The following is a 23,695-nucleotide window of genomic DNA, read 5'->3' as shown; positions in this document are numbered from 1 at the left end:
GATGATTAGAACAGTATTAGTAACAGGCAGCAGCAGAGGGTTAGGGGCAACTATTGCAAAGACATTGGCACAGCAAGGATTTCAAGTGGTTATCAACTACTATCAAAGCAAAGAAGCTGCTGAGAAGCTCGTTTCTGAGATTGGTGAAGAGAATGCTATTGCCATTCGGGCTGATGTAACAAATCGTAAAGAAGTAGATGAATTGATAAAAAAAGCAACGGAATATTTTGGCCAAATAGATGTTGTCGTCAATAATGCATTAATAGATTTCAAGTTTGATCCAACCAAACAAAAATCCTTCACAGAACTTACATGGGAAGATTATCAAAAACAACTGGATGGTACGTTAAAAGCAGCATTTAATGTCGTTCAAAGCGTCATCCCCCAATTTATTGAACGACAAAATGGAAGTATTATAAGCATTGGTACAAATTTATATCAAAATCCTGTTGTACCCTACCATGAATATACAACAGCAAAAGCTGGATTAATCGGTTTTACACGTAATATCGCTGCCGAATTAGGTGTATATGGCATAAAAGCGAATGTAGTTTCAGGTGGATTATTAAAAACAACTAACGCGAGTGCCGTTACAACACCAGAAGTATTCGATTTAATTGCTCAATCAACGCCATTGAAGAAAGTGACCACACCTCAAGATGTAGCCAATATGGTCGCTTATTTATCTTCAGAAAATGCTGACGGTATTACAGGGCAAAATTTCACAATAGACGGCGGTTTAACAATGAACTAATAGCTTAAAATACGATAGCTGATCCTTCAAAAACGGAATGTACAAGACAGTTAATAATGATGTATGTTGAGGTGTAAATAAATGACAAAAACGAAAGAAAGACAACTGCATTTAGGTGTTTTGCTGTATGGTTGCGGACACCATCAAGCTGCTTGGTTAATGCCTGACTCAAGCATTGAACATATTGGGGAGATTTCTTATTATCAATCTTTAGCACAGGTTGCGGAAAAAGGTTATTTTGATGCAGTATTTTTTGCTGATAATCAATCATTTCCGGCTAAACATGCCAGTGATATGCCAGCATTTTGGTTTGATCCAGTAGTCAATTTAACAGCTATTTCCCAAGTGACAAATCATGTTGGATTAGTTGCAACAATTTCAAGCACTTTTTCTAATCCTTTCACAGCTTCCCGGCAGCTCTTAAGCTTAGACCATATTACAAAAGGGCGTGTTGGCTGGAATCTCGTTACCTCCATGACTGATTTAGAGGCGTTGAATCATAGTATGGAAGAGCTGCCTCCTCGTGACAAACGTTATGAAAAGGCAGATGAATTCGCTGCTTTAATGAATAAGTTATTTATTTCATGGGATGATAATGCGTTTCTGCATCAGCGGGAAGAAAGAAAATTGATAAACCCATCAAACATTCAGCCTTTTCATCACGATGGTACGTATTTTAAAGTGCATGGCCCATCCACCACGCCAAAAAGTCCGCAAGGCAAGCCAGTATCCATGCAAGCGGGGGCATCTAAACAAGGCATTGCATTAGCCGCAAAATATGCCGATGCAGTCTATTCCGTGTCGTGGAACTTAAAGCAAGCAAAAAGTTTTCATAAAAAATTAGATGAACAAGTTAAACAAAGCGAAGACAGCAATAGACATATTAAAGTATTCCCAGGCCTAGTAACTTATGTAGGGCATACACGTGAAGAAGCTTTAGCCAAAAAAGCAGCTTTAGATGAGCAATTACCTATTGAAACAGCTTTAAAACAGTTGAGTTTCTTTATTCAGCAGGACTGTTCGAATTGGGAAATTGATAAAGCAGTCCCTCCATTACCTCCAGTAGAAGAATTTACTGGTCCAGTTGGACGTTACGAAACAATACTGGAAATTATCAATGATACCCAGCCTACAGTAAAAGAATTATTAGGTTATCTCAGTGCAGGCGGTGGACATCACACACTAATAGGAACACCCGAAGAAATTGTGGATCAAATGGAGGTCTGGTTTGAAGCTGGTGTTGCTGACGGATTTAATCTAATGCCTCCTACATTACCCGGCAGTTTAGAAGACTTTGTGGAACTGATTGTTCCTGAAATGCAAAGAAGAGGGATTTTCAGAAAGAATTATGAAAGTCATACCTTCCGTGAACATTTAGGGTTAAACAAATAATGAAAGTGCTGCACTATTATTTTGCCATTGAAATAGAGCAGCACAGTCAAAATTAAACAACCTGTTATCTTGGACTTGAAATTATGAATACAAAGAAAATAAATCCGGTAATGAGTAGTTAAGCAAATCTATTATAGATTTAACAAGTGAGGAAACTTAAACAGGATATAAGTTCCGATTACATTAATAAGAAAAAAGAAAAACCAGGCAAACCCCGACCGGTCCTTTTAGAAATTGATATTTAACCGTTACACTAATCTATTTTTCTCTTTCGCTAACCGAATAACTTCTCTAATCGTATTCCTTGAATGACCACAGTTCGAAGCCACCTCACTCTGTGTGACTCCCTGCAATAAAGCCTTAGAATTTCTGGATACTGAAACACAAAATAACTCCTATATAATAAATTTGCACGTATGTGCTCCTTTATTATATAGGAGGTTGGGTCAGTCATGTATTACGTAAATCACACATTATGTCCCAAGTAGTGAGTGGTTTGAAAGAAGGAGTACGAGCAATTTTCCCTGACGTAATCGTTCAATGATGCATGGTTCATTTGATTCGTAACTCCGTCAAATATGTTCCTAGTAAGGATTATCCCCAAAGCGTTAAAGAAAGTCTATGGTGCACCATGCCTTAAGGCTTGCCTAAGTGTTTTTGAATATTTTCAACAACAAGGGGCTGCATATCCAGGAGCTATTGATTTATGGACAAGAAACTTCCACCATGTCTAGCAACTTTATGATTATGGAAGTTCCATTCGTAAAGTTATGTACACAACCAATGCGGTAGAAAGTATCCATTCCAGCTTTAGAAAAGCAACCAAAAAAGGAGCATTCCCCAACGAGAACGCCTATTAAAAGTATTATTTTCACGGGTAAAAGAACTTGAAACCAAATGGGAAGGTGGCCATATCCAAAACTGGGCAATGGTTATGAACCAACTACTTCTCCAAAACGAGCTAAAAGATAGAGTGTTAAAGTAGCTTGAGTAAACTGGGACTTACACACTTTATTTGACAGACCCGGCTTTGCTCTTTCGTCGATCGTTTATCTCTCCATTAATGAGTTATTAGATTGTCCAGATCGTTCTGAAAGTCTTCTTGCTAACTTAACAACTTCTTCTCTCGCCACGTCTTTCTTTTTCTGCCAATGATTTGTTGTCATGACAATACTTACTCCTGCAATGATTTCGTTTTTATGGTTAAACACTGGAGCAGCGACACAATGAATTTCTTCGGCAGATTCCTCATGTTCTTCGGCAAATCCACGCTCTCTAGCCAATGTTAGTTGTTGATATAACTCATCTACTGACTCAATAGTTTTTTCAGTCTTTGCTGGTAAAGGTTCATCTGGATAAATCGCTTTTAATTCTTTATAACTAAATTGGGAAAGTAATATTTTTCCAATCGATGATGCATAGGCAGGAAATCTCATACCTGGCTCCGTGACTAATTGGAGCATGGAATCTCCTCTCATTTTACCTGTGTAGACGACATACCCATTATCGAATATACCCATTTGTAAGTTCTCATTAATGACTTTTTGTGTTATTGCACCCTCCTCGTAATAAGCTTGTAAAATATTAAACTGACTTAAATAGGAAGCACCAATATTTGCAATCGTAGTACCTAAAGAATATACACCACCATTATTTTTTCGAATCCATCCTAATTTCTCAAGCGTATTTAACAATGTAAACATACTACTTTTATTAATATCAAGTTTCTTTGATAGATCTATCATCCGGTATTTATTTGGATTCAAAGCAAGTAATTTTAGAATTTTATCTGTTCTCTCTATAGCTGGGCTCCAATACTTTTCTTTCATTTTTTATCTCCTCTAACTTACCTTACTATTATTCAGAAAGAAGTAATAAACTTATCTCTGGTATTATTATAAGTATAACCAAATTTAATAGCATCAGTAAAATAAATGGAATAATACTTTTTATCAGCTGATTAAACTGGATATTAGCTAATGATTTCGCGACAAACAAGTTCACACCTAAAGGTGGGGTAAGCAATCCGATAGCCAAGTTAAAAATCATTAATACACCAAAGTGAATAAGATTAATATCATAAGTATTTAGTAACGGTAGTAAAATCGGAACGATTAAAATGATTGCTGCATTTGTTTCCATAAATGTCCCGACAACTAGTAATACTAGAGTTATAATAAATAAGAATACTAAAGGACTTTCCGTAACAGATGACAATGCACCTGCAATTTTCGATGGAATTTGTTCAACAGTAATTAACCAACTCATTAGGTTTGCTGTTGCTACAATGAATAATACCATTGCTGACAATGTTCCCGCTTCAACAAAAACACTTTTTAACTCAGATATTTTCATCGTACGATAGATAAATAAAGAAACGATTAAACCATAAATACATGCAACAGCACCTGATTCCGTAGGAGTGAACCAACCTAAATAGATTCCACCAAGTATGATAAGTGGCATTAATAAACCAAGGATAGAACTTTTAAGACTCTGAAAGAATTTTTTAATACTTGTTTTTTCTGAACCCTTATATCCTTTTCTCTTAGAAATGATAAAACAATAGATAATTAAAGTTAATCCCATTAGAAGTCCAGGTAATACTCCTGCAATAAATAAGTCTCCCACACTTGCATTTGCAGAGATTCCAAATGTAATAAAAGGGATACTAGGTGGTATAATAATACCAATTGTTCCACTAGCTGCAATTAGTGCGATTGAGAACTTCTTATCATACCCTTCTTTAATCATAGCAGGTACTAAGATACTTCCAATCGCAACTACTGTTGCTGGAGCAGAACCAGATATGGCTGCAAAGAACATACTAGAAATAACTGCAATAATCGCAAACCCGCCGGTAATGGACCCGACAATACTTGCAGCTAAATCAACCAAGCGTTTTGATATACCACCAATCTCCATAATTTTCCCTGCAATCATAAATAAAGGAATAGCCATTAAAGAAAAGACGTCTAATCCTGTAATCATTCTTTGTACCGCTACAAAAAGATCTAAATCCCCCAAGTACAGTACTAAAATGGACGCTAACCCCACAGCGATAGCAAGAGGTACGTTTAATAATAAAAGACCTATTAATGATGAGAATAGCAATGCTGCCATCTCTCTCCCCCCCTTCGATTATTAAGAAACCTTCTGATCTAAATTATTTGTATTTTCAATAGTTTTTCCATAGAAAATATCATTAACAAACAAAATTATATATCGTATTAACATTAAAATAGACCCTACAACGATGGAGAAATAAACAGTATACATTGGAATTTGCATTGCAGGAGAGGTTTGCCCCGTTTGCATTAGATTATTAACGAAAGGAATACCCGCAAAAATGACAATAAGGCAATAAATAGAAGAAACAATATAACTTATTGCCCGTAACACTTTGTTAGCTTTCTCATTGAAATAGACTACTAAAACGTCTAGCGTAATATGTGCTCCCTTTTTCACCCCATAACTTACTGCGATAAACGTTGCCCAGATCATTAAATATCGAGACAATTCTTCAGACCATCTTAATTGGGCATCAAAAAAGTAACGACTAATAAAACTAGCAAAAACAGCCATTAACATCGAGAATAATAGAATAAATATCAAATTCTCCTCAACCTTAGTTAAATTTTTATCTGTCTGGTTTAATAGTTTTTTCACATGATTCACTCCTTTAGCAAAAGTAAGAACAATAAAAAAGGATAACTTCTTTATTGTTCTATTTTTTTGTTAGTTTGACTCTACTTCAGCAATAGCATCTTGTAATTCTTGATATATGTCTTCCCCAATTTTAGGGATATAATAATCTACAACTGGTTCCGCTAATCTCTTGAATTCTTCTACCTGCTCATCCGTTAATTCTAGCACTTCTACACCTTGCTCTTTAATGTAGTCAATACCCGCTGCTTCTTGATCTCTGTTCATTTGCCGTTGAATATCACTCCAGTTCTTCGTTTCCTCTACTAGAATAGTTTGTATATCTTCTGGCAGACTGCTGAAATAAGCGTCATTTACAATAAATGCGTACACTCCATTTACGTGAGAAGTTAGAGATATATATTTTGTTACTTCATAGAAACGCATTCCCTCGATTAGGGAGAAAGGGTTTTCATATCCATCAATAACATCTTGTTGTAAAGAACTATATAATTCTGGAAACGCAATTGGAGTCGGACTACCACCAAATGCTTCAATCATATCCATATGTGCTGGATTTTCTTGTGTTCTAATTTTTAATCCTTTAACATCATCTGGAGTTTCGATTGGATGAGAGTTGTTTGCCATATGGCGAATTCCGTTTTCTCCCCAAGCTAGACCTCTAATCCCTGTTTCTTCTAACATTGAATCAAACAAACTATCCCCAAATGGACCATCTAGAACAGCATCTGCAACCTCTTGACTATCTAAAATATAAGGCAAGTCAAGAATCATCATTTTTTCAAAGAATCCAGAGAATGGTGCAGTAGACAAAACTGCCATTTCAATCGATCCCATTTGTACACCTTCTAGTTGCTCCCGTTCACCACCTAACTGGCTATTAGGATATGTTTCAATAATAATTTTGCCTTCGCTTCGATCTTCAACTGCTTTTTTAAATTCTTGTAAAGAGTTTTCTAACCTGTCATCTGTTGCAGCAGATGAGTGAGCAACACGAATGGTGAATGTTTCACCATTTCCGTCTGCACTATTATTATCCCCTCCAGAGGCACCGCTAGAAGCATTTCCACAAGCAGCTAACAATAATACTAATACGATGATTCCGCATAACTTACACAAAGCTTTCATGTTTAACATCCCTTTCATTTAAGATTCCGTCATAAGAATTCTTAATAATTTTTTCTACATCTTTTGCAGTAGTTAATCTAGGATTAACCAACACATTTCCACTTCTCATAGAGTCTTTGACAAGTTTATCTAATTGCGAAATATCTACACCTAATTCCTTTGTATTATTAGGGATATCGTATGAGTGATTCCATTCCGCAATAGTATCAATTACTTTATCCGCAATAATTTCTTTAGAGTCATTAGCAGTATCAATCCCCATCGCTATAGCAATATCTACCATTTGATCCAAACATGCTGGTGCATTAAATTTGAGAATAAAAGGCAATAGTGTTGCATTTGCGATGCCATGTGGTATATCGAATAGCCCTCCAAAAGATTGAGAGATAGCATGTACATTCCCCAATCTAGTTTGCGAGAATGCTAAGCCTGCCAACATTGATGCCTCTAACATATTTTCTCTACTTTCTCTATCTGTACCGTAGAAATAAGCTTTGGATAGATTTACAGATATTAAAGAAATAGCATGAAGAGCAACAGAACCACTAATTGGATTATTTTCCTTTGAAATATAAGATTCAATGGCATGTGTTAAAGCATCCATACCTGTCGCAGCTGTAATGGATGGAGGACATTTCATTGTAAGTGAAGCATCCAAGATTGCTAAATCAGGGAAAATTTTTTCGCTAATGATAGCAGCTTTAAATAATGTATTTTCATCCGTAATCACTGTAGAAGCTGTTACTTCACTACCAGTTCCTGACGTGGTAGGGATAGCAACGGTGTAAATTGGCTCATTTACAAGTTTCCCTACCCCTTCGTAATCAAGGATATCTCCTTTATTCGTAGCCATTACACCAAGTGCCTTCGCCGTATCAATGGAACTTCCTCCACCGAACCCAATCACCGCATCAAAGGAATGATTGGACAAAACTTCTGCACCTTTTCTTACTGTTGATGTTTTTGGATTCGGCTCTACTTCATCAAATATTTCATAATGAATATTATTCTCTTCTAAAGACTGTAGAGAAGAACTTAATAATCCTGCAGTAGTAATCCCTTTATCCGTAACAATCAGTACGGAATATTTATTTTCATACTTTAATATTTCTCCTATTCTACTTGCACTATTTAATTCAAAGATAACCTTTGTAGGCATATAATAAGTATAATTATACAAACTTTATTCCTCCTCGATTACGATCTTCTAAAATGCCTCAAGCTCCATTTTGAGGCAATCACAATAAATTGTAAGCACTTTCATTTGTTCCACCGACCCATTATCTATTTATAGAATAATAGAGAATCGGTTCTTAGTTTAACTTTTAGTTTGAATAACCTTCGCTACTCCTAATCCTTCAGCTCCTAATTTGGATGTTTTTGCTTCAGGATAATAGCGTTCAATCATTTGTAGACCTAATGCAGCACGGTGCACTCTTTCTTTTACTAAAGATACATTTGTACTTTCCCATTGTTTTCCAGATGGGTAAACATCAGGGTGGTTTCTTAATCCGAACTTAATATATAATGGGGACAACACACGAATAATTTCAGGAATTTCATAATACCTTAGAAAACCACCAAAGTTATCTGGGACTTCAACATATAAATCAATTGGAATATCAATTGATTGTCGAATAGCAGCAAGTTTAGGTAAAGTTAGCGCTGTTGGAACATTATAAGTATCCGCACCAAGATCTTGCATGAGTTTTACCGATACAGGATTACCTGCACCAATTTGTACCGACGCTTTTATGATAAAGTTATTCGGTAATTGACCTTCTTTTTTCATTTCCTTCGTTAATAGCAATAATCCTTCGTCTGCTACTAATGCTCCGCGGAGCCCTAAGCTAGCTCCTCTTTTTAAATCTTCCATAGCATATATTAGTTGGTCAACACCTTCGTGACGTAACCCCATCGCCTTCCCACTAGAAGTAAAAGGTTGTGCACTAATATCCCAAGTACCACGTGGACCTACGAATAAACTTAATTCCATTCCTCTTTCTGCCGTTAACTCACACATTTCTTTAATTTCATCATCCGTTAACAACATAATACCGCTACCTTGGGAAATGCGGTGAATTTCTAGTCCGTATCGATCAATCTCTTTTAAGGTTTCTCTCAGCGCTACCGGACCTTCCGTGCTAGGTAATTCGATTCTATATTGTGCACCATCTGGAAAACGTTTCGGTGATGTCGGTAGCTTCCTTAAATCACTAGAAGGGTAACCGAGTTTTTCCAGTAATTCTTGAGATTGTTTCATAATCACACTCCTCCATTCGGTTACGTGTCTTTCCCAGAGATAAGGGGATAAAAGAAGACACCAATATCCCCTGTCCCCGGAGAACTAAGCTCAAATTTAACCTTTAACAAATACAGTCTTGATTTCTGTGTAGAACTCTTTTGCCGCTTCGCCTTGTTCTCTAGAACCAGTACTTGTTGCCTTCATTCCACCAAATGGAGCCTGCAACTCTACACCAGCACTTTCCGCGTTGATTCGAACAAGTCCAGCTTCAATTTCATCTACAAATTCCAGGAAAGATCCGATATTTGTTGTAAAAATAGAAGCACTTAATCCGCATTCAGTATCATTTGCTTGAGTAATCGCATCTTCTAGATCTGTTGCCTTAAATAATGCGATAACTGGTCCAAATATTTCTTCTTTTGCAATTCTCATATCGGCATCAACATCTCCAAAAATAGTTGGTGTAACGAAGAATCCATTACTATATTCTCCATCTGTCAGAACTTCCCCACCAGCAAGTAGAGTTGCTCCTTCTTCCCTTCCAATTTCTAGATATTCTTTAACAGTGTTAAATTGTTGTTCATGCGCACATGGTCCCATCCAAACGTCTTCCCCTAGTGCGTTACCAACTTTGATTTCTTCCGTCTTTTGAATAAGTTTCTCTACGAATTGATTATAGATGCCTTCTTCTACAATGACTCGACTAGTTGCGGTACACTTTTGTCCAGTAGAACGGAATGCCCCACTTATTACTGCCTCGACCGCAACGTTAAGATCAGCATCCTTTGTAACGATAACTGGGTTTTTCCCACCCATCTCTAGTTGGAACTTAATACCACGTTCTGAAGCAGATCTCGCAACTACTTTTCCAATGGTATCCGAACCAGTGAAGGTAATTGCTTGAATTTTTGAATGATCAATAAGGTTTTGTCCAACAACTGATCCAGATCCAGTCACAAAGTTAAGTACACCTGCTGGTAAACCAGCTTCCGCCAAGCATTCTACAACTTTAGCTGCAGTTACTGCCGCTTCTGTAGCAGGTTTAAATACGACTGTGTTTCCATATATTAGTGCAGGTGCAATTTTCCAAATTGGAATTGCAACCGGAAAATTCCACGGAGTGATAATCCCAACAACTCCCACTGGTACACGCTTCGTATATAATAGCGCATCTTTATCTGTCGAAGGAATCATGTCTCCATCTTTTCTCATTCCTTCACTAGCATAATAGCGAAGAATTGCTACACCACGAGCCGTTTCTCCTTTCGACTCAGGAAGAGTTTTCCCCATCTCTCTTGCCATCGTCTCAGCTATTTCATCTAATCTACCTTCTAGGATATTTGCAGCTTTATATAAATATTGAGAACGTTCCACTTTTCCAATCTTTCGCCAAGATTTCCTAGCTTGGACAGCTGCTTCTACAGCCATATCTAAATCCTGCTTATCTGATTTTTGAACATATCCAACAACCTCATGTTTATTTGATGGATTCATACTCTTTAATGTTTCATTTGAAGAAGATTCTTCCCATTTGTTATTGATTAAATTTTTAAATGTCCTTTCGGTAGTAACCGTTTCCATTTTACTTCCTCCTTTTAGAATTGTTCCTAGATTCTTACTTAGAATCAAAAGGCTTAATTAAGTAATTTAAGTTTTGGTTTATTATAATAAACTACATTCTTTATAATAAACTTTTATGTTTTAGAGACTATCATATTTCATGAATTGTTGCAATACTTTATATAGATTTAGTTTACCAATAAATTAAAAAAGCCTTACAGTCAACATTTCGTTAAACTGTAGGGCTTTTAATTAGTTTATTCTAGAATTTAAACTATGCATAGAATCAAATAAAAAAGTGTTTTTAAGATCCTCTCAACTAATAAATATTCAATAGACTTTTAAGTAACCCAAAGAAAAGCTATCCACCTTATTACCAATCTCATAAAATGAATAACTGCCATAAGCCCGCCAAGTACCGCATGAACTGAATAGGAATAGTGCAATAAATAAGAAAGTAAATTCAAGTGGTTCTGTAATACCAGTTAAAACCGCTGTTAATGCAACAGGTACAATTAGTCCAATTGTCTTTTTACGTTTTTCTGGTTTACTTGCTAGAATAATAGCAATTGCAATACCTAGTGATCCAAACACTTTTGTATTCCCATACATCATAAATCCAGCTCTTGGAAATAGAGTCGTCATAGACTCAGAGGAAGCAGCAATGTTCCCTAAGTTGGTAAACCAGTTTGTGAGAAGTCCCTCATTAACTGCAGCAGGAACATATACAAATGGTTGCCACATAAAGTGATGTAAGCCAGTTGAACCATCTTGAACCCTTCCATCCATTTCATCTGGTTCCTCAACAATTTGTTGGATGATCGTTATCGTTTCATTCGCCTCCTCCAAAGATTCACTCATGGATTCATTTACAAGCGTTAAGCTAGATGATTCTCTTCTTGTATTCCAGCCGACATTTGCTGTACAGCATCAAGAATATGCTGACTGGACTCATGTATCGTTGTATTATCGGTACTAAAGTGGTTGATATTATTTTCTAATATATCCGTTCCTTTTTCAATGGCATGGCTTTGGTATTAGACATCTATTTCACTCCTTCTTGGAATCTGTTGATGAAAAACCTTTGTTGTAGTACAACACAAGAATACCTAGAAGCAAGGTCACTGGATTAAAAAATAGAAAAGGCTATTCTCAAAATAATTCTGACCTTTTTAAGCTTGGAACTTCATATATGCTAAATTTAAAACAGACAGTTCACCAATCTCGATGTTTAGAATAAAACCAATTTGTAAATACTAGTTTCAAAGAACAAAAGAAAGGTGATATGCCCCGAATTTCCATGGTGCCCTTCGATAATTTAGTGAGGATATACAGTGAAACTCCTCATAAGAATGATATGGAAGCAATGAAACACCTTGAAATTGCTTTTGAGAAAGGTATGATAGAAGTTTTAAAAGAGATTGCTTACACTGAACTCTTAAAGTATGAAAATAGAACTGATAATCTAAACTATAGTGACAATACATATACAGAATTGGACGATTCATTAAACAATGCCCTAGAGCAATGCAGTACCAAAGAACAAGAAGATGCATTTTTTAATCTTGAATCAGCGCTTAACCGAATAACCGTACTTGAATCTGAAAAACATTTTATTGGCGGTTTTATTACAGGATACAAATTTTTAAAGGAGATTGGACAATAGGGCTATTATTTTAAGATAAAAATCGTTGCATGAGGAGTGACAGGTAACTAATTATGTTACAGTTGCGTTAATGGATTCAGTCATTCATCATGAATATATCTTGAGCTTTACTAAGAACAGTTATCGCAGTAACAGAGTATCAAATCAACAATCTAAATGTTTTCCTTAAATTCAACAATAATATTGACCTTCACAAACCGATTATAGAATTATTGCATATGGGTAATGTATTCATGTATAATAAGTTAAGAAGCAATATAGAATAAAATAGACTGAGTGCTACTAACACTCAGCCAAAGCAACTACATGCCGCATGAAGAGCGGCTGACCAGAATAGTTGGTTAAGTTTTAAAAAGTAACCTATCCTAAACTTTGATCGGGCGAAGGACGGTTACTTTTTTCTTGTTTCTTTGACGATCTGCACAACTAGTGCTAGCACATTTACTAGAACTATACTCGATGTCAGTGCAATGATGATTGCTTCATATGCCGTCATTTTATACCACCTCCCCTCATGGAAGATGGTCAACCGTCCATCCGCTTTATGTGGTTGCTACAACTCTATTTATAGCAATATTCTTAAACAATATCTATCGAATCTATTGAAAGGAATTCGTTCTCTTATTTTTTTAACATCAAATACGACTTATCCATTCTTCTTTCAACCTGCTCCCATCAATGCATAGAAATCCTGTATCCTTGCCGTGCTGTATAACCAAGTTCAGTGGAAATTTGATTTGCGCCTTTTATAATTTCGTGAAGGATTTGTTTTGCCTTTTCTTCTTTATAATCTGTTAAATGAACTTTGGAATTATCTTGGGTGCCTTCATTGCTGCACAAGGTAACTTTAAGCCCAAAAAACTAAAAGCAGGTCCTGCAGGTGCCGCTATTGTCGGTGGGTTATTAATGGGGTATGGCTCACGCCTTGCCTTTGGCTGTAATATGGGTACATACTTTGAAGGTATTGCATCCTTTAGCTTGCACGGCTGGGTATGGATGGTCATGGCAATGCATCGCATAGGAGTTGCTTTTTTATCAGACTGTTATTTAGGCTGAATAATCCGAAAAAACCTCATCCATAGTGGGCGAGGTTTTTTCTAAAGAGATACAAAGACTCCATATCTATCAATCAAATATATTCATACCTCGGTTTATTTTTTATAATATGTCCCATAAAATTCAACATAGTCATTGCTGCAATTCGTGCTGTTGCTCCGGTTGGATCATATTGAGGGGCAACTTCCACAAAATCAAAACAGATAACATTCCCTTTATCAGCAATCCCCACTAGGATATCGTTTAAAATGATCTTGAAAAAAACCTTTGCGCTTAAGGCTTTGTACCATGCTGAGGTTGCTTCAGGCGAGAAATATCAGGATGCATACCGGGAACTTGACTTGCCCAATAGGTAGGTCATTTTTTATTTATAAAAAAATAAAAATCTAAGTGATTCCTAAAAGCAATAGCGGTCTGACCCCAGAATCTGTAAAAAAGCAAAAAGTACCGTTTCTATCTCAACGGTACTCTAAATCAGTTATTAACTTCCCATTTTACGGCGAGTCATACTCGGTTTCTTCGCGAGTTGGCTTTGCATATGCTTTGCTCCGCCTTTGCCGTTTTTGGTGTTTGTATTGTTTGCTTGCGCTTGTTTCTTTCGTTCCAGCTGCTGTTGTACAATCTCTCTGGTACTAAGTTTTTTTTCGTTGGACATGTATTGTCTCCTCCGTTCATTTACTCTTATTATAATCTATTTTTGTTACATTTAGCTATCTATATTTTCCAAAGCTTTTGATGCTGTCAATCAATAACTTCATACGCAACCTGAAACGGAAAGTGACGGGCCCCGTGTCAAGCACATATGAAACGAGAGAACCCTCCACCTATTTCATGATATACTGGGCTTTAAGCAATACTAAGAAAACAAATATAAGAAAAAATAACATAAAAGAGGTTAACAAATGACAGAGATACGTTTTACCGATTATAAACTAAGCGAAGACATCATGACTGCTCTAAAGAGCTTAGGTTACGAAAAGCCAACAGAGGTGCAAAGCAAGGTTATTCCACTTGTGTTAGAGAAGAAAGATCTCGTTGCGAAATCACAAACTGGTAGTGGGAAAACTGCTTCTTACGGGATTCCAATCTGTGAGCTAGTCGACTGGCTCGAAAATAAGCCACAGGCTCTTGTCTTAACTCCAACAAGAGAACTCGCTGTCCAAGTGAAGGACGACTTGACCAATATAGGAAGATTGAAACGAATTAAGGCCACAGCCATCTATGGGAACAGCCAATTGCCATTCAAAAGACCGAATTGAAACAAAAAAACCATGTAGTAGTTGGCACCCCCGGACGTGTATTTGATCATATTGAAAGAGGTACACTTGCCCTCGAGAAGATTCACTATCTTGTTATTGATGAAGCAGACGAAATGTTGAATATGGGATTTATTGAACAAGTAAAAGCGATTATTAATAAGTTACCTAAAAAAAGAGTAACTCTGTTATTCTCGGCTACCCTACCAGAAGCAGTAAAAAGCTTAGCACAGAATTATATGAAAGACCCGATTGATATTGAAATAAAAGCTTCTGGAATGACGACGGATAAAATCGAACATTTTCTTTATAATGTTCACGAACAAAATAAACTCTCCTTGCTCAAAGACATAACGATTGCTGAAAATCCAGACAGCTGCATCATTTTTTGCCGAACAAAAGATAGAGTCGATACGTTGTGTGAGGCATTAACCGATTCAGGCTATAGCGCCGATAAAATCCATGGCGGTATGGAACAAGACGATCGTTTAGCAGTCATGAATGATTTTAAAAAAGGAGAATTCCGTTATTTAATTGCGACAGATGTAGCTGCAAGAGGAATTGATATTGAGAATATTACCCATGTCATTAATTATGATATTCCATTAGAAAAAGAAAGCTATGTCCATCGTACAGGCAGAACGGCACGAGCAGGCTCCAGCGGAAAAGCGATTACCTTGGTAACACCATTTGAAGATCGCTTTTTGAATGAAATAGAGGGATATGTTGGTTTTAACATTCCAGTGAAGCATGCACCGACAGTGGAAGACGTTGCAAATAACAAGTCTGCTTTCAAGGAAAAAATGAACAAGCGACCAACCTTGAAAAAGTCTAAAAGTGAGCAACTAAATAAAGAAATCATGAGGTTATATTTTAATGGCGGAAAGAAAAAGAAGCTTCGAGCAGTTGATTTCGTTGGCACAATTGCAAAAATAGATGGTGTAGCTGTAGAGGATATTGGTATCATTACAATCCAAGATACGGCATCTTTCGTGGAAATATTAAATGGAAAAGGGCCACTTGTGTTGAAATCGATGAAGCATACGAAAATAAAAGGGAAATTGTTGAAAGTTTATGAAGCGAATAAAAGGTAAGAAAGCAGGCCATTCAGGTGCTTACCCCTAAACATACTAATCTTAGTATGTTAGGGGTAAGCACCTGTTTAAAATAACTTTACATAAATGGGTACTCTCGCTAACTTAATCTATTAAATTACTGTCCCATCCTTCAAATAAAAGGCTGGCATTATCGTAGAGTTTATTTTCCCATCTTTCAAGTAAAAGATTGGCGTCACTATTGAGTCTGTTATACGCTTCTTGTTTGATTAGTCCGTTTTCTCGCTGATTATCAAGTAAAACTTTAAATCCATTCAAATGCTTGACCATTTTCTCGCTATTCTCTTGATTTTCATAAATTTCTAGTGCAGCTAAATGGTTATCTACTAAACGAGCATCCCTATCATTCTCAAATTGATCCTCTTCCGTAAAGCGTACCATAACATCTCTCATGTCAGTTATGTTGTCTGTCCAATACCTAGGTATTTCTGTAAGAAAATCATCGCCATTCAGGTCATCAATAGAACCATCAGCCATGTGAGAAATAATCCCCCATAACCCGTTTTCCACACGATCTACTAGATCTTGATCATAGCCGAATTGGGGTTGTTGACCAGGCATTTCGAAAAGAACAGTTGCCGTTCCATTAAGAGCAAATGCAGATCTAGCTTGTCCAGGAAAATCACGTTCTTGAAAGGCAATATACTGGGCTACACCAGGCTCCTCTTTATCTGAGAATTCCTTTACTCCACGAGCTGCAGCTAACGCATAACGTTTTGATTTATCCTGATCCAATAATGGATAGTCATCGTATTTTGTACTATCGTCTGGCCCCAAAGGTGGGTAGTCTATAGCAATTGTAACGTCTTCACCTGTTTTATTCATTACTGGGGTCCCCATGTGATGAAGATCAACATAAGCTTCTACATGACTAAACTCATCTTGCAACTCCACGTATAGATCTCTCAGTAGTTGAGATTCCTTCGTTATAAAGAAACCAAAATCATTCGTGTGTCCAGGTAAATCTTCCGCTGCAACTTCATAGTTCAAATCAGCATTAAAATCACGATTAATATCAAAGCCACCATTTCTCTCATTATAATACCAAGCTGGTGCAGCACCCTCTAGATGTGGGTATGCAGAAACAACTTCGTCCCACGGAAAGATATTTTGTCTTTGCGGTATCTCGAGACCATCAACATTATATCGTGGAATAGCCACTATAGTAATCTCATTACGAACAGATTGAGCGAAGGAGCTATCGCTAGTCCCAAGGTATTCTAGTATTTCCACAAGTGCCTCGCCACCACTTTTTTCATTGCCATGTATGCTACCAGTGATTAGTAACACTTGATCACCAGTACCAACACGTACAGACATTACTTCATTTCCTTGCATGGAATAACCGGCGACATCCGTCTCAACTTTTCCATCACTAGCCTCCACAATTTCGCTTAGTTTTACAAGAAATTCTTCATTGGTCATCCAATCTCTTTCAGATTCAGCAGATATTCCACTCACTGGAATCCACATTATCAGAGAGACAATTATAAAAAACATAAATTTCTTCCAACTGTCATTTTTCATATTAGCCACCTTAATACCCTCCTCCTAATATCAATTTACCTTTTCACGTTGTTCCCGATAGTAACAGAAATAGTAGTTTTATCACGAATCCCTATAATTTTTCCTAAAAATCCCTCCCTTCATCTTTACTCCTTTATATATTTATTTCATAATTAAAACTATTCTTTCTACTTATTGCAATTTCCTTCTAGTAAATTAAAAATGAATCTAATCTACTCCTTCGTTTTTTAAAATCGAGTCCTTATCACTAGCAATTATTCATAAATTAGGTTTAATGGTCCTCTATGTAAGGACTAGGTCTCGCCAAAAAACAAATCATTTTCTTCCTCTTATCATGTCCTCCTAAGAAGACGATGGAGGTTTAACTTTTTGCTGGCTTTTTAATTGAACCATCCGAAGTCTTCTGTGTCTGATAACTATCGTTAATAACATGAAAGATTTCTATCAGGTCTTTTAGCCAGTGATTGGCGGGTTGAGTCTCGAATAGGTTAATGGCTGCCGGCTGATTTTCCGATCTGAGCAGACGACAATAAAGTAATCCTGATCCACCCCGCCTAGAAATTGTTTCAACAAATCATAACTATCTTCTCTGAACGACTCTTGTACAGCATACTTGATTCTTTCATTCATTTTAGGCTCTAACGATGTACACGTTTTTCTGTTGTCTGTTTCGTTTCCTTTCCGTTTACCTCACATGCAACAATTCAAGTTGTTCTACAATTAATGCATACTTTTTCATTTACTTTTCCGCCTCAAATTAAAATATGCCCTATTACCAACAATAGGAATTAGGGCTATATAGTTGATTCATAATATATATTTAATAACATATTTGAAAATTAAGACTGGATTAATTATATATCACTCTTGAGGTATTCGGGGAGAGGCACTCCAAACAATTTACCAGTTAAAACCTCTTATATAATTAGAGAGCACACCTATGGTAGTGTGAAACTTTTATATAGGAGGTTTTTTGTTTGGTTCATTATCGAAAGATTTTGGACTTACATCATGACAACTGTTGCTTGGAAAGACGTTAAAACGATATCTTGATAGTTGTCCCTTTTCCAACTTGGCCCGCAAGCTCAACTTCCCCTCCATGAGCTACTATAATATCCCGAGCAATTGCCATTCCAAGGCCGGTTCCTCGTATATTTACAGTATTTGTACCACGATAATAGCGGTCAAAAACTTGGGTCTGCTCTTCAGGGGAAATACCTTTTCCATTATCGTGTATGGTAATAGCGTCTTCTGTAACATTTACAAAAACTTCTACATTTTCATCATTGTGAATGAATGCATTATACATAAAGTTGAGCAAAGCGCGTTTCATTAAATGCTGGTCTATTTTCCAGCTTAGTTCGCTATTTTCACTATGGAAATGAATTTGCGACGAGCCAAATTGAGGGTCATTTAGTAAATCAATGACCATTTCTCGAACAAAGCCTTCCATATTTGTGTTCTGTCTTTGAAGCGGCATTTCTTGGTTCCTGAGTCGCATGGTAAGATTGAAGTCATCTAGTAATTCCTTCATATAAAGAGACTTTCGCTCGATTACCTCTGCATACTTTAGGCGTTCATGTGACGAAACATTGTCGTCGCTTAAGAGTTCTGCATAACCACGAATGGAAGCGAGTGGAGTTTTGATGTCATGCGAGACATTACGAATCCAATCATTTCGCATTTTTTCTAATTTATTGCGTTCTTTTGATTGTTCTTGCAATGTCGCCGAAACATTATTTAGATTTGCAAAAACTGGTTTGTATATACCCGGGCGTTTTGGTTTTTCTGTGTGGAATTGTCGTTCCTTTAGTGCATTAATTCGTTCAATAATGCGATTTATGGGTCTTGTTAAAATAGTACTGAACAATAGGCCAATGACTGCCGCAATAATTAAATCGACGATGATAATGACTCCAAAAAACCGGGAAGCATACATCATGATTGCGGCTGGATTCAGCATAAATACTTCACGTTTTTCATTGGAATCTGGCACACCAATTAAGTAACTATACCCTTCATACTCGCCTATAAAGTACGTATGCAATTCATCGTCCATATACTTATATTTGTGTATAAGCTCCATGGGGGTGTAATTTGTCGCGACATGATCTGGAGTTTGATAGGACGAAATCACATTTCCATTGTCATCTAAGATTTGCAGCCAGGCACCAAATCCTTCTAAGGCAGTCTCTCCTTCTTCTGTCACATATGGTTGATTATCCTCTAATTTTAGGTATTGGCTGAATGTGCGAGTGAAATTTTCACCAGAACTGTTTTCTGAATCACCTGTATTCTGGGATGCTTGATAAATAAGCAATCCAAATAAGATTATAGTGTTTACAATAATGACAATAAATACGATGCTTAAAATGGATATTAAATAACGAGCGGTTAGCTTCCATTTCATTTTCTATCACCTGTCCTTAAAAAGGAAAGTCTATATTTATGCACAAATCCATAACTTAAGTTTAATTATGTGGCACGAATCGATAACCTAGTCCCTTTACCGTCAAAATATAGGAAGGATCAGACGGATTGTCTTCAATTTTTTCCCGAAGCCTGCGAATGTGCACCATTAATGTATTATCAGCACCATAAAAGTCTTCTCCCCATACATTTAGAAATAAGGTTTCTTTGCTGAGGATTTGGTTCGGATTCCGCATAAATGATGCCATTAATCCAACTTCTTTAGCGGTTAACTCAAGTATTTGACCGTCCTTTTTTACCTCCGTTTCATCTGAATTGATTTCAAAAGGACCGACGTTTGTCGCCTTAGCTGCTGTTGTCTTTGGAGTTGCCTCTATCGTATAGACACCTGCACGCCTAAGTTGTGCCTTCACGCGATAGGCCATCTCCTTTGGACTAAAAGGCTTCGTAATATAATCGTCTCCACCGATTGCCAGACCTAATATTTTATCCACTTCATCGGACTTAGCAGACAAGAAGAGAATAGGGATACGTGAAACTTCTCTTATTCTTTTACACAAATCATAACCTTCTCCATCAGGAAGCATAACATCTAATATTACTAGGTTTGGTTGGAAAGCTTGAAATCTTTTCCATCCTTCTTCTATCGTGCCTGCTATTTCGATTTCAGAAAACCCTTCCTTTGTTAAGCTTGTTTTTATTAATTGGCATAAGTCTTGTTCATCGTCAACAATGAGAATCCGTGGTCTTTCCATGTTTATCACCTTTTCATACTTGTTATTATCATCTAATTTATTCTATCTTAACAGGAATTTGTGAGGAAAAAACGTATTTAAGGTTTTTGTAAGGTTCATGTGATTGTAGTTTAAGGATGGAGGGATATAGTAAAGACAACATACGAAAGAGGTGGAGGAATAATGGAATCCTTATTACAGGTGAAAAGTGTTGAGAAAGTCTTTGGAAAAGGAGCGAATACGTTTAAAGCGCTGGAGGACATTTCCTTTACGATAGATCATGGTGAATTTGTAGGAATCATGGGACCATCCGGTGCTGGAAAGTCAACATTACTTCATGTATTAGCGACAATTGATACCCCTTCTAAAGGTGATATTTATATAGAAAATGATAATATCGCAAAAATGAAAGGGGATCAGCTTGCTGATTTTCGCAGGGACCATCTCGGATTTATATTTCAAGATTACAACCTACTAGATTCTTTAACGGTACGTGAGAATATCGTATTACCGCTTGCAATTGCAAAAAATTCTATAAAAGAAATTGATGTAAAAGTAGATTCAATGGCAAAAGCATTCGGGATTGAAGCAATACTCGATAAATATCCCTATCAAATTTCCGGTGGCCAGAAACAACGCACTGCATCTTGCCGAGCGCTCGTTTCTAACCCAAAATTGATTTTTGCAGATGAGCCTACTGGGGCACTTGATTCCAAGTCAGCAACGGATTTATTAAAAGCCTTGAGTTCATTAAATGAAGATCAGGAAGCAACCATCATGATGGTGACGCATGATGCATTTGCAGCAAGCTTTTGCAGAAGAATACTATTTATCAGTGATGGACGTTTATCCAGAGAAATGATTCGTGGTACACACTCACGAAAAGAGTTTTACCAAATGATTTTAGAGAAATTAGCACAACTGGATGGTGACGGGCATGACATTGTTTAATTTAGCACTGAAGAATATCCGTCGAAACATGAAAAGTTATGGACTTTATATTGGCTCAACTATTTTTTCCATCATTATATTTTTTACGTTTGCAACGTTAAAACATAGTGGTGATATTAGTGGGTTGGCAGAACAGTCAAAACAAATCAGCGGTATAATGAGTGCTTCCGCGTTTGTGCTTATCATTTTTGTTGCAATCTTTATTCTGTATTCAAATTCTTTTTTTATGAGGAAAAGAAAGAAGGAAGTAGCATTATACGCTTTAATGGGTGTACGAAAACAAAAGATTGGTTTTCTATTGTTCTTTGAAAATATGGTAATAGGGATGGTTTCCTTAATCGTTGGAGTAGTGTCAGGTTTCTTCCTATCTCAACTACTACTCTCTCTTCTTTTAAAGTTAATGGGATTGAATATCGGGATTGGTCTAGCATTCTCACCAAATGCTGTTATCGAAACAATTATCGTATTCTTGATTATATTCCTCTTTACATCGTTGCAAGGTTATCGAGTCATTTATCGATTTAAATTGATTGATTTATTTCATGCATCGAAAAAAGGAGAAGAATTGCCAAAAGCTAGGGTTATTTCAGTCATTCTTGGACTAGCTACATTGGCGGGCGCTTATTGGTTAGCATTACAAGATTTAACTTCGGAAGCGTGGCGGCTCTTAGGCCTAGCAATGCCAATTGTAATCATTGCCTTAACCGTGTTGGGTACGTATCTCATATTTAACAGTGTGTTGGTTTTCGTACTTCAAATGTTGAAAAAAAGGAAGTTCTGGGCATGGAAAGGTCTCAATTTAATGACTGCTTCCCAATTGTTGTATCGAATTCGTGGAAATGCAAAGACATTAACCATTATAGCTACGTTAAGTGCAACAACGATTACAGCGGGTGGTGCAGTGTTTGGATTGTATTATGACACGGAGGAAAACGTAGAACAATATACACCATTCTCCTTTATGTGGGAAGGGCAAGAAGAAGCTATCGATGATTCTATTGTAAAAGAATCGATTCATGTAGACACCAAGAATATTCGTATGAACAGTGAACAAATGGAAAAAGCGTATACAGTTATTGACCATTCTGCATTTGAGCAGTTGGCCGAAGCGCTTGAATGGGATATTGATTCCTTAAACATAACCGAGGACGAAGTTGCCTTGATAGAACCTTTTTATGATGAACAATGGACGGAAGATGTAAAGGAAGTTTCTTTTAATAAAGTAGATTATGAAGTTGTACAAATTTATGGAGAATCTATCTTCAATATTTCTACAGTGCCTGGTACGGTAATTGTTGCTCATGATAAAGCTTACAATGATTTGAATGCTGAAGAATCGACTTATCAAGCAGTGCAAGTAGAAAATTATAAAGAGCACTTAGACTTGTCCCAGGAATTAGAAGCGAAGTCATCAACAGTAGACTTCTCCAGCGCAGCGCAAGATTTTCAAGATTCTTTAGAAGGATCAGGAATCATGTTATTTGTTGGTAGTTTCTTAGGTCTCGTTTTTCTTGTTGCCACTGGCAGTATTATTTTCTTTAAAATGATGACAGAGGCTGAAGATGATAAGGATAAGTATTCCATATTATATAAGATTGGTGTGCCTGAAAAAGAGATAAAGCGTACCATTCGTTACCAAGTAGGATTCATATTTATAGCACCGCTCATCCTTGGATTACTGCATGGTACAGTCGCTTTGATTGCATTTTCTAGCCTTTTCCAAATGGAACTATGGGTACCAATCACAATTTGGATGTTGGCGTATGTGTTCATTTATATTATTTATTATTTTATCACCATACGAGGGTTTCATAAGACCATTTTTAATACAATTCAGGAGGGAAATTAAATGAAAAAAATAATTGGTATAACGATTGGTATAGTTTCTATTCTATTGGTGGCTGCAGTAGTGATACTGGCCACGGTTGATTTTAATCGCTTTGGAAAAGAAAATGTATATGTGCAGGTTGGAGTCCCTTCTTATACAGATGAGTCTCAGCTTGACTCGGGAGAAATTATGACAACCTATTGGTATGAACTTCCCGCATATCATGAAGATGGTAACGTGTTGAATGTAGAGTTTTCTGCACAAAAAGAATTAAAACAAGGTGCGTACTTGAAATTGTATGTTAAACAAGAAAATGAAGTTACATCTTATGATGAAGTGTCTTGGGAGGAGGTTCCAGAATCCGTCCAAGAAGAATTAGAGCAATAA

The 23,695-nt window shown here is 36.7% G+C and carries 21 protein-coding genes and 4 pseudogenes; 10 read left to right on the top strand and 15 right to left on the bottom strand.

Annotation, left to right across the window (positions count from 1 at the left end):
* Position 1 precedes the first annotated feature (1 nt).
* The 3 genes and pseudogenes from NYE61_RS18065 to NYE61_RS18055 all read left to right on the top strand — a co-directional run.
* Positions 2 to 754, top strand: a complete 753-nt coding sequence (locus tag NYE61_RS18065; protein WP_095308357.1) for a 3-oxoacyl-ACP reductase — start codon at positions 2 to 4, stop codon at positions 752 to 754.
* A gap of 81 nt (positions 755 to 835) precedes the next feature.
* Entirely contained in the window at positions 836 to 2,146 is a 1,311-nt protein-coding gene (locus tag NYE61_RS18060; RefSeq protein ID WP_303448833.1) for an LLM class flavin-dependent oxidoreductase, read from the top strand.
* Between the two features lie 487 nt (positions 2,147 to 2,633).
* A pseudogene (locus NYE61_RS18055) lies at positions 2,634 to 3,131 on the top strand (transposase); the annotation flags it as partial.
* A 64-nt stretch (positions 3,132 to 3,195) separates the two neighbouring features.
* Here the strand turns inward: NYE61_RS18055 and NYE61_RS18050 are convergent.
* The 8 genes from NYE61_RS18050 to NYE61_RS18015 all read right to left on the bottom strand — a co-directional run bounded on the left by NYE61_RS18050 (position 3,196) and on the right by NYE61_RS18015 (position 11,606).
* Complete coding sequence (locus NYE61_RS18050) at positions 3,196 to 3,975, bottom strand: IclR family transcriptional regulator (protein ID WP_095308354.1); 780 nt, start codon at positions 3,973 to 3,975, stop codon at positions 3,196 to 3,198.
* 28 nt (positions 3,976 to 4,003) lie between these two features.
* Positions 4,004 to 5,269: a TRAP transporter large permease gene (locus NYE61_RS18045; RefSeq protein WP_251660676.1), complete on the bottom strand. Its 1,266-nt coding sequence runs from the start codon at positions 5,267 to 5,269 to the stop codon at positions 4,004 to 4,006.
* Between the two features lie 21 nt (positions 5,270 to 5,290).
* Positions 5,291 to 5,815: a TRAP transporter small permease gene (locus tag NYE61_RS18040; RefSeq protein ID WP_303448835.1), complete on the bottom strand. Its 525-nt coding sequence runs from the start codon at positions 5,813 to 5,815 to the stop codon at positions 5,291 to 5,293.
* Positions 5,816 to 5,884: 69 nt separating this feature from the next.
* Positions 5,885 to 6,940 carry a DctP family TRAP transporter solute-binding subunit gene (locus NYE61_RS18035; RefSeq protein ID WP_303448837.1) on the bottom strand — a complete coding sequence of 352 codons (1,056 nt, stop codon included), beginning with the start codon at positions 6,938 to 6,940 and terminating at the stop codon, positions 5,885 to 5,887.
* Positions 6,924 to 8,120, bottom strand: coding sequence for an iron-containing alcohol dehydrogenase (locus NYE61_RS18030; RefSeq protein ID WP_251660682.1), 1,197 nt, complete (start codon positions 8,118 to 8,120; stop codon positions 6,924 to 6,926). The genes NYE61_RS18035 and NYE61_RS18030 overlap by 17 nt, the downstream gene beginning before the upstream one ends.
* Positions 8,121 to 8,258: 138 nt before the next feature.
* Positions 8,259 to 9,203, bottom strand: a complete 945-nt coding sequence (locus NYE61_RS18025; RefSeq protein ID WP_187393191.1) for a U32 family peptidase — start codon at positions 9,201 to 9,203, stop codon at positions 8,259 to 8,261.
* A gap of 96 nt (positions 9,204 to 9,299) precedes the next feature.
* A complete protein-coding gene (gene gucD / locus NYE61_RS18020) occupies positions 9,300 to 10,766 on the bottom strand; it encodes an alpha-ketoglutaric semialdehyde dehydrogenase GucD (RefSeq protein ID WP_339316243.1) in 1,467 nt (488 codons plus the stop codon).
* A 309-nt stretch (positions 10,767 to 11,075) separates the two neighbouring features.
* On the bottom strand, positions 11,076 to 11,606 hold the full coding sequence (locus tag NYE61_RS18015) for a PTS transporter subunit EIIC (RefSeq protein ID WP_339316241.1): 531 nt from the start codon (positions 11,604 to 11,606) through the stop codon (positions 11,076 to 11,078).
* A 496-nt stretch (positions 11,607 to 12,102) separates the two neighbouring features.
* On the opposite strand from NYE61_RS18015, the gene NYE61_RS18010 reads away from it, so the two are divergent.
* The gene (locus tag NYE61_RS18010; RefSeq protein WP_339316239.1) at positions 12,103 to 12,411 is read left to right on the top strand and encodes a hypothetical protein; all 309 of its coding nucleotides are present in this window, start codon (positions 12,103 to 12,105) and stop codon (positions 12,409 to 12,411) included.
* A gap of 391 nt (positions 12,412 to 12,802) precedes the next feature.
* Here the strand turns inward: NYE61_RS18010 and NYE61_RS18005 are convergent, their stop codons facing one another.
* The gene (locus NYE61_RS18005) at positions 12,803 to 12,907 is read right to left on the bottom strand and encodes a putative holin-like toxin (RefSeq protein ID WP_222863058.1); all 105 of its coding nucleotides are present in this window, start codon (positions 12,905 to 12,907) and stop codon (positions 12,803 to 12,805) included.
* 302 nt (positions 12,908 to 13,209) lie between these two features.
* Here NYE61_RS18005 and NYE61_RS18000 point away from each other — a divergent pair.
* Positions 13,210 to 13,493 (top strand): annotated as a pseudogene (locus NYE61_RS18000) (YeeE/YedE thiosulfate transporter family protein); the annotation flags it as partial.
* Positions 13,494 to 13,540: 47 nt separating this feature from the next.
* Here NYE61_RS18000 and NYE61_RS17995 read toward each other — a convergent pair.
* Positions 13,541 to 13,699, bottom strand: a complete 159-nt coding sequence (locus NYE61_RS17995) for an arginase family protein (RefSeq protein ID WP_316246675.1) — start codon at positions 13,697 to 13,699, stop codon at positions 13,541 to 13,543.
* Position 13,700: 1 nt separating this feature from the next.
* Here NYE61_RS17995 and NYE61_RS17990 point away from each other — a divergent pair.
* Positions 13,701 to 13,823: pseudogene (locus NYE61_RS17990) on the top strand (hypothetical protein); the annotation flags it as partial.
* A gap of 125 nt (positions 13,824 to 13,948) precedes the next feature.
* Here NYE61_RS17990 and NYE61_RS17985 read toward each other — a convergent pair.
* Positions 13,949 to 14,122 carry a hypothetical protein gene (locus tag NYE61_RS17985; protein ID WP_168927303.1) on the bottom strand — a complete coding sequence of 58 codons (174 nt, stop codon included), beginning with the start codon at positions 14,120 to 14,122 and terminating at the stop codon, positions 13,949 to 13,951.
* Between the two features lie 247 nt (positions 14,123 to 14,369).
* Here NYE61_RS17985 and NYE61_RS17980 point away from each other — a divergent pair.
* Positions 14,370 to 15,817, top strand: a pseudogene (locus NYE61_RS17980) (DEAD/DEAH box helicase).
* A 105-nt stretch (positions 15,818 to 15,922) separates the two neighbouring features.
* Here the strand turns inward: NYE61_RS17980 and NYE61_RS17975 are convergent.
* The 4 genes from NYE61_RS17975 to NYE61_RS17960 all read right to left on the bottom strand — a co-directional run bounded on the left by NYE61_RS17975 (position 15,923) and on the right by NYE61_RS17960 (position 20,550).
* Positions 15,923 to 17,365: a M14 family zinc carboxypeptidase gene (locus NYE61_RS17975; RefSeq protein ID WP_339317518.1), complete on the bottom strand. Its 1,443-nt coding sequence runs from the start codon at positions 17,363 to 17,365 to the stop codon at positions 15,923 to 15,925.
* A 453-nt stretch (positions 17,366 to 17,818) separates the two neighbouring features.
* Complete coding sequence (locus NYE61_RS17970; protein ID WP_339316234.1) at positions 17,819 to 17,995, bottom strand: hypothetical protein; 177 nt, start codon at positions 17,993 to 17,995, stop codon at positions 17,819 to 17,821.
* A 406-nt stretch (positions 17,996 to 18,401) separates the two neighbouring features.
* Positions 18,402 to 19,775: a HAMP domain-containing sensor histidine kinase gene (locus NYE61_RS17965; RefSeq protein WP_339316232.1), complete on the bottom strand. Its 1,374-nt coding sequence runs from the start codon at positions 19,773 to 19,775 to the stop codon at positions 18,402 to 18,404.
* A 61-nt stretch (positions 19,776 to 19,836) separates the two neighbouring features.
* Positions 19,837 to 20,550 carry a response regulator transcription factor gene (locus NYE61_RS17960; protein WP_339316230.1) on the bottom strand — a complete coding sequence of 238 codons (714 nt, stop codon included), beginning with the start codon at positions 20,548 to 20,550 and terminating at the stop codon, positions 19,837 to 19,839.
* A gap of 162 nt (positions 20,551 to 20,712) precedes the next feature.
* On the opposite strand from NYE61_RS17960, the gene NYE61_RS17955 reads away from it, so the two are divergent.
* From NYE61_RS17955 to NYE61_RS17945, 3 genes are read left to right on the top strand one after another with little or no spacing between them, the layout of a single operon-like run.
* The gene (locus NYE61_RS17955) at positions 20,713 to 21,480 is read left to right on the top strand and encodes an ABC transporter ATP-binding protein (protein ID WP_095308342.1); all 768 of its coding nucleotides are present in this window, start codon (positions 20,713 to 20,715) and stop codon (positions 21,478 to 21,480) included.
* Entirely contained in the window at positions 21,467 to 23,329 is a 1,863-nt protein-coding gene (locus NYE61_RS17950) for an ABC transporter permease (protein ID WP_339316228.1), read from the top strand. The genes NYE61_RS17955 and NYE61_RS17950 overlap by 14 nt, the downstream gene beginning before the upstream one ends.
* Positions 23,330 to 23,695, top strand: coding sequence for a YxeA family protein (locus tag NYE61_RS17945; RefSeq protein ID WP_339316226.1), 366 nt, complete (start codon positions 23,330 to 23,332; stop codon positions 23,693 to 23,695). It begins immediately after the preceding gene.

It is taken from the genome of Oceanobacillus sp. FSL W7-1304 (assembly GCF_037969805.1).
GTDB classification, from domain to species: Bacteria; Bacillota; Bacilli; order Bacillales; family Amphibacillaceae; genus Oceanobacillus; species Oceanobacillus profundus.
This window is presented reverse-complemented; position numbering and strand designations above follow the sequence as displayed.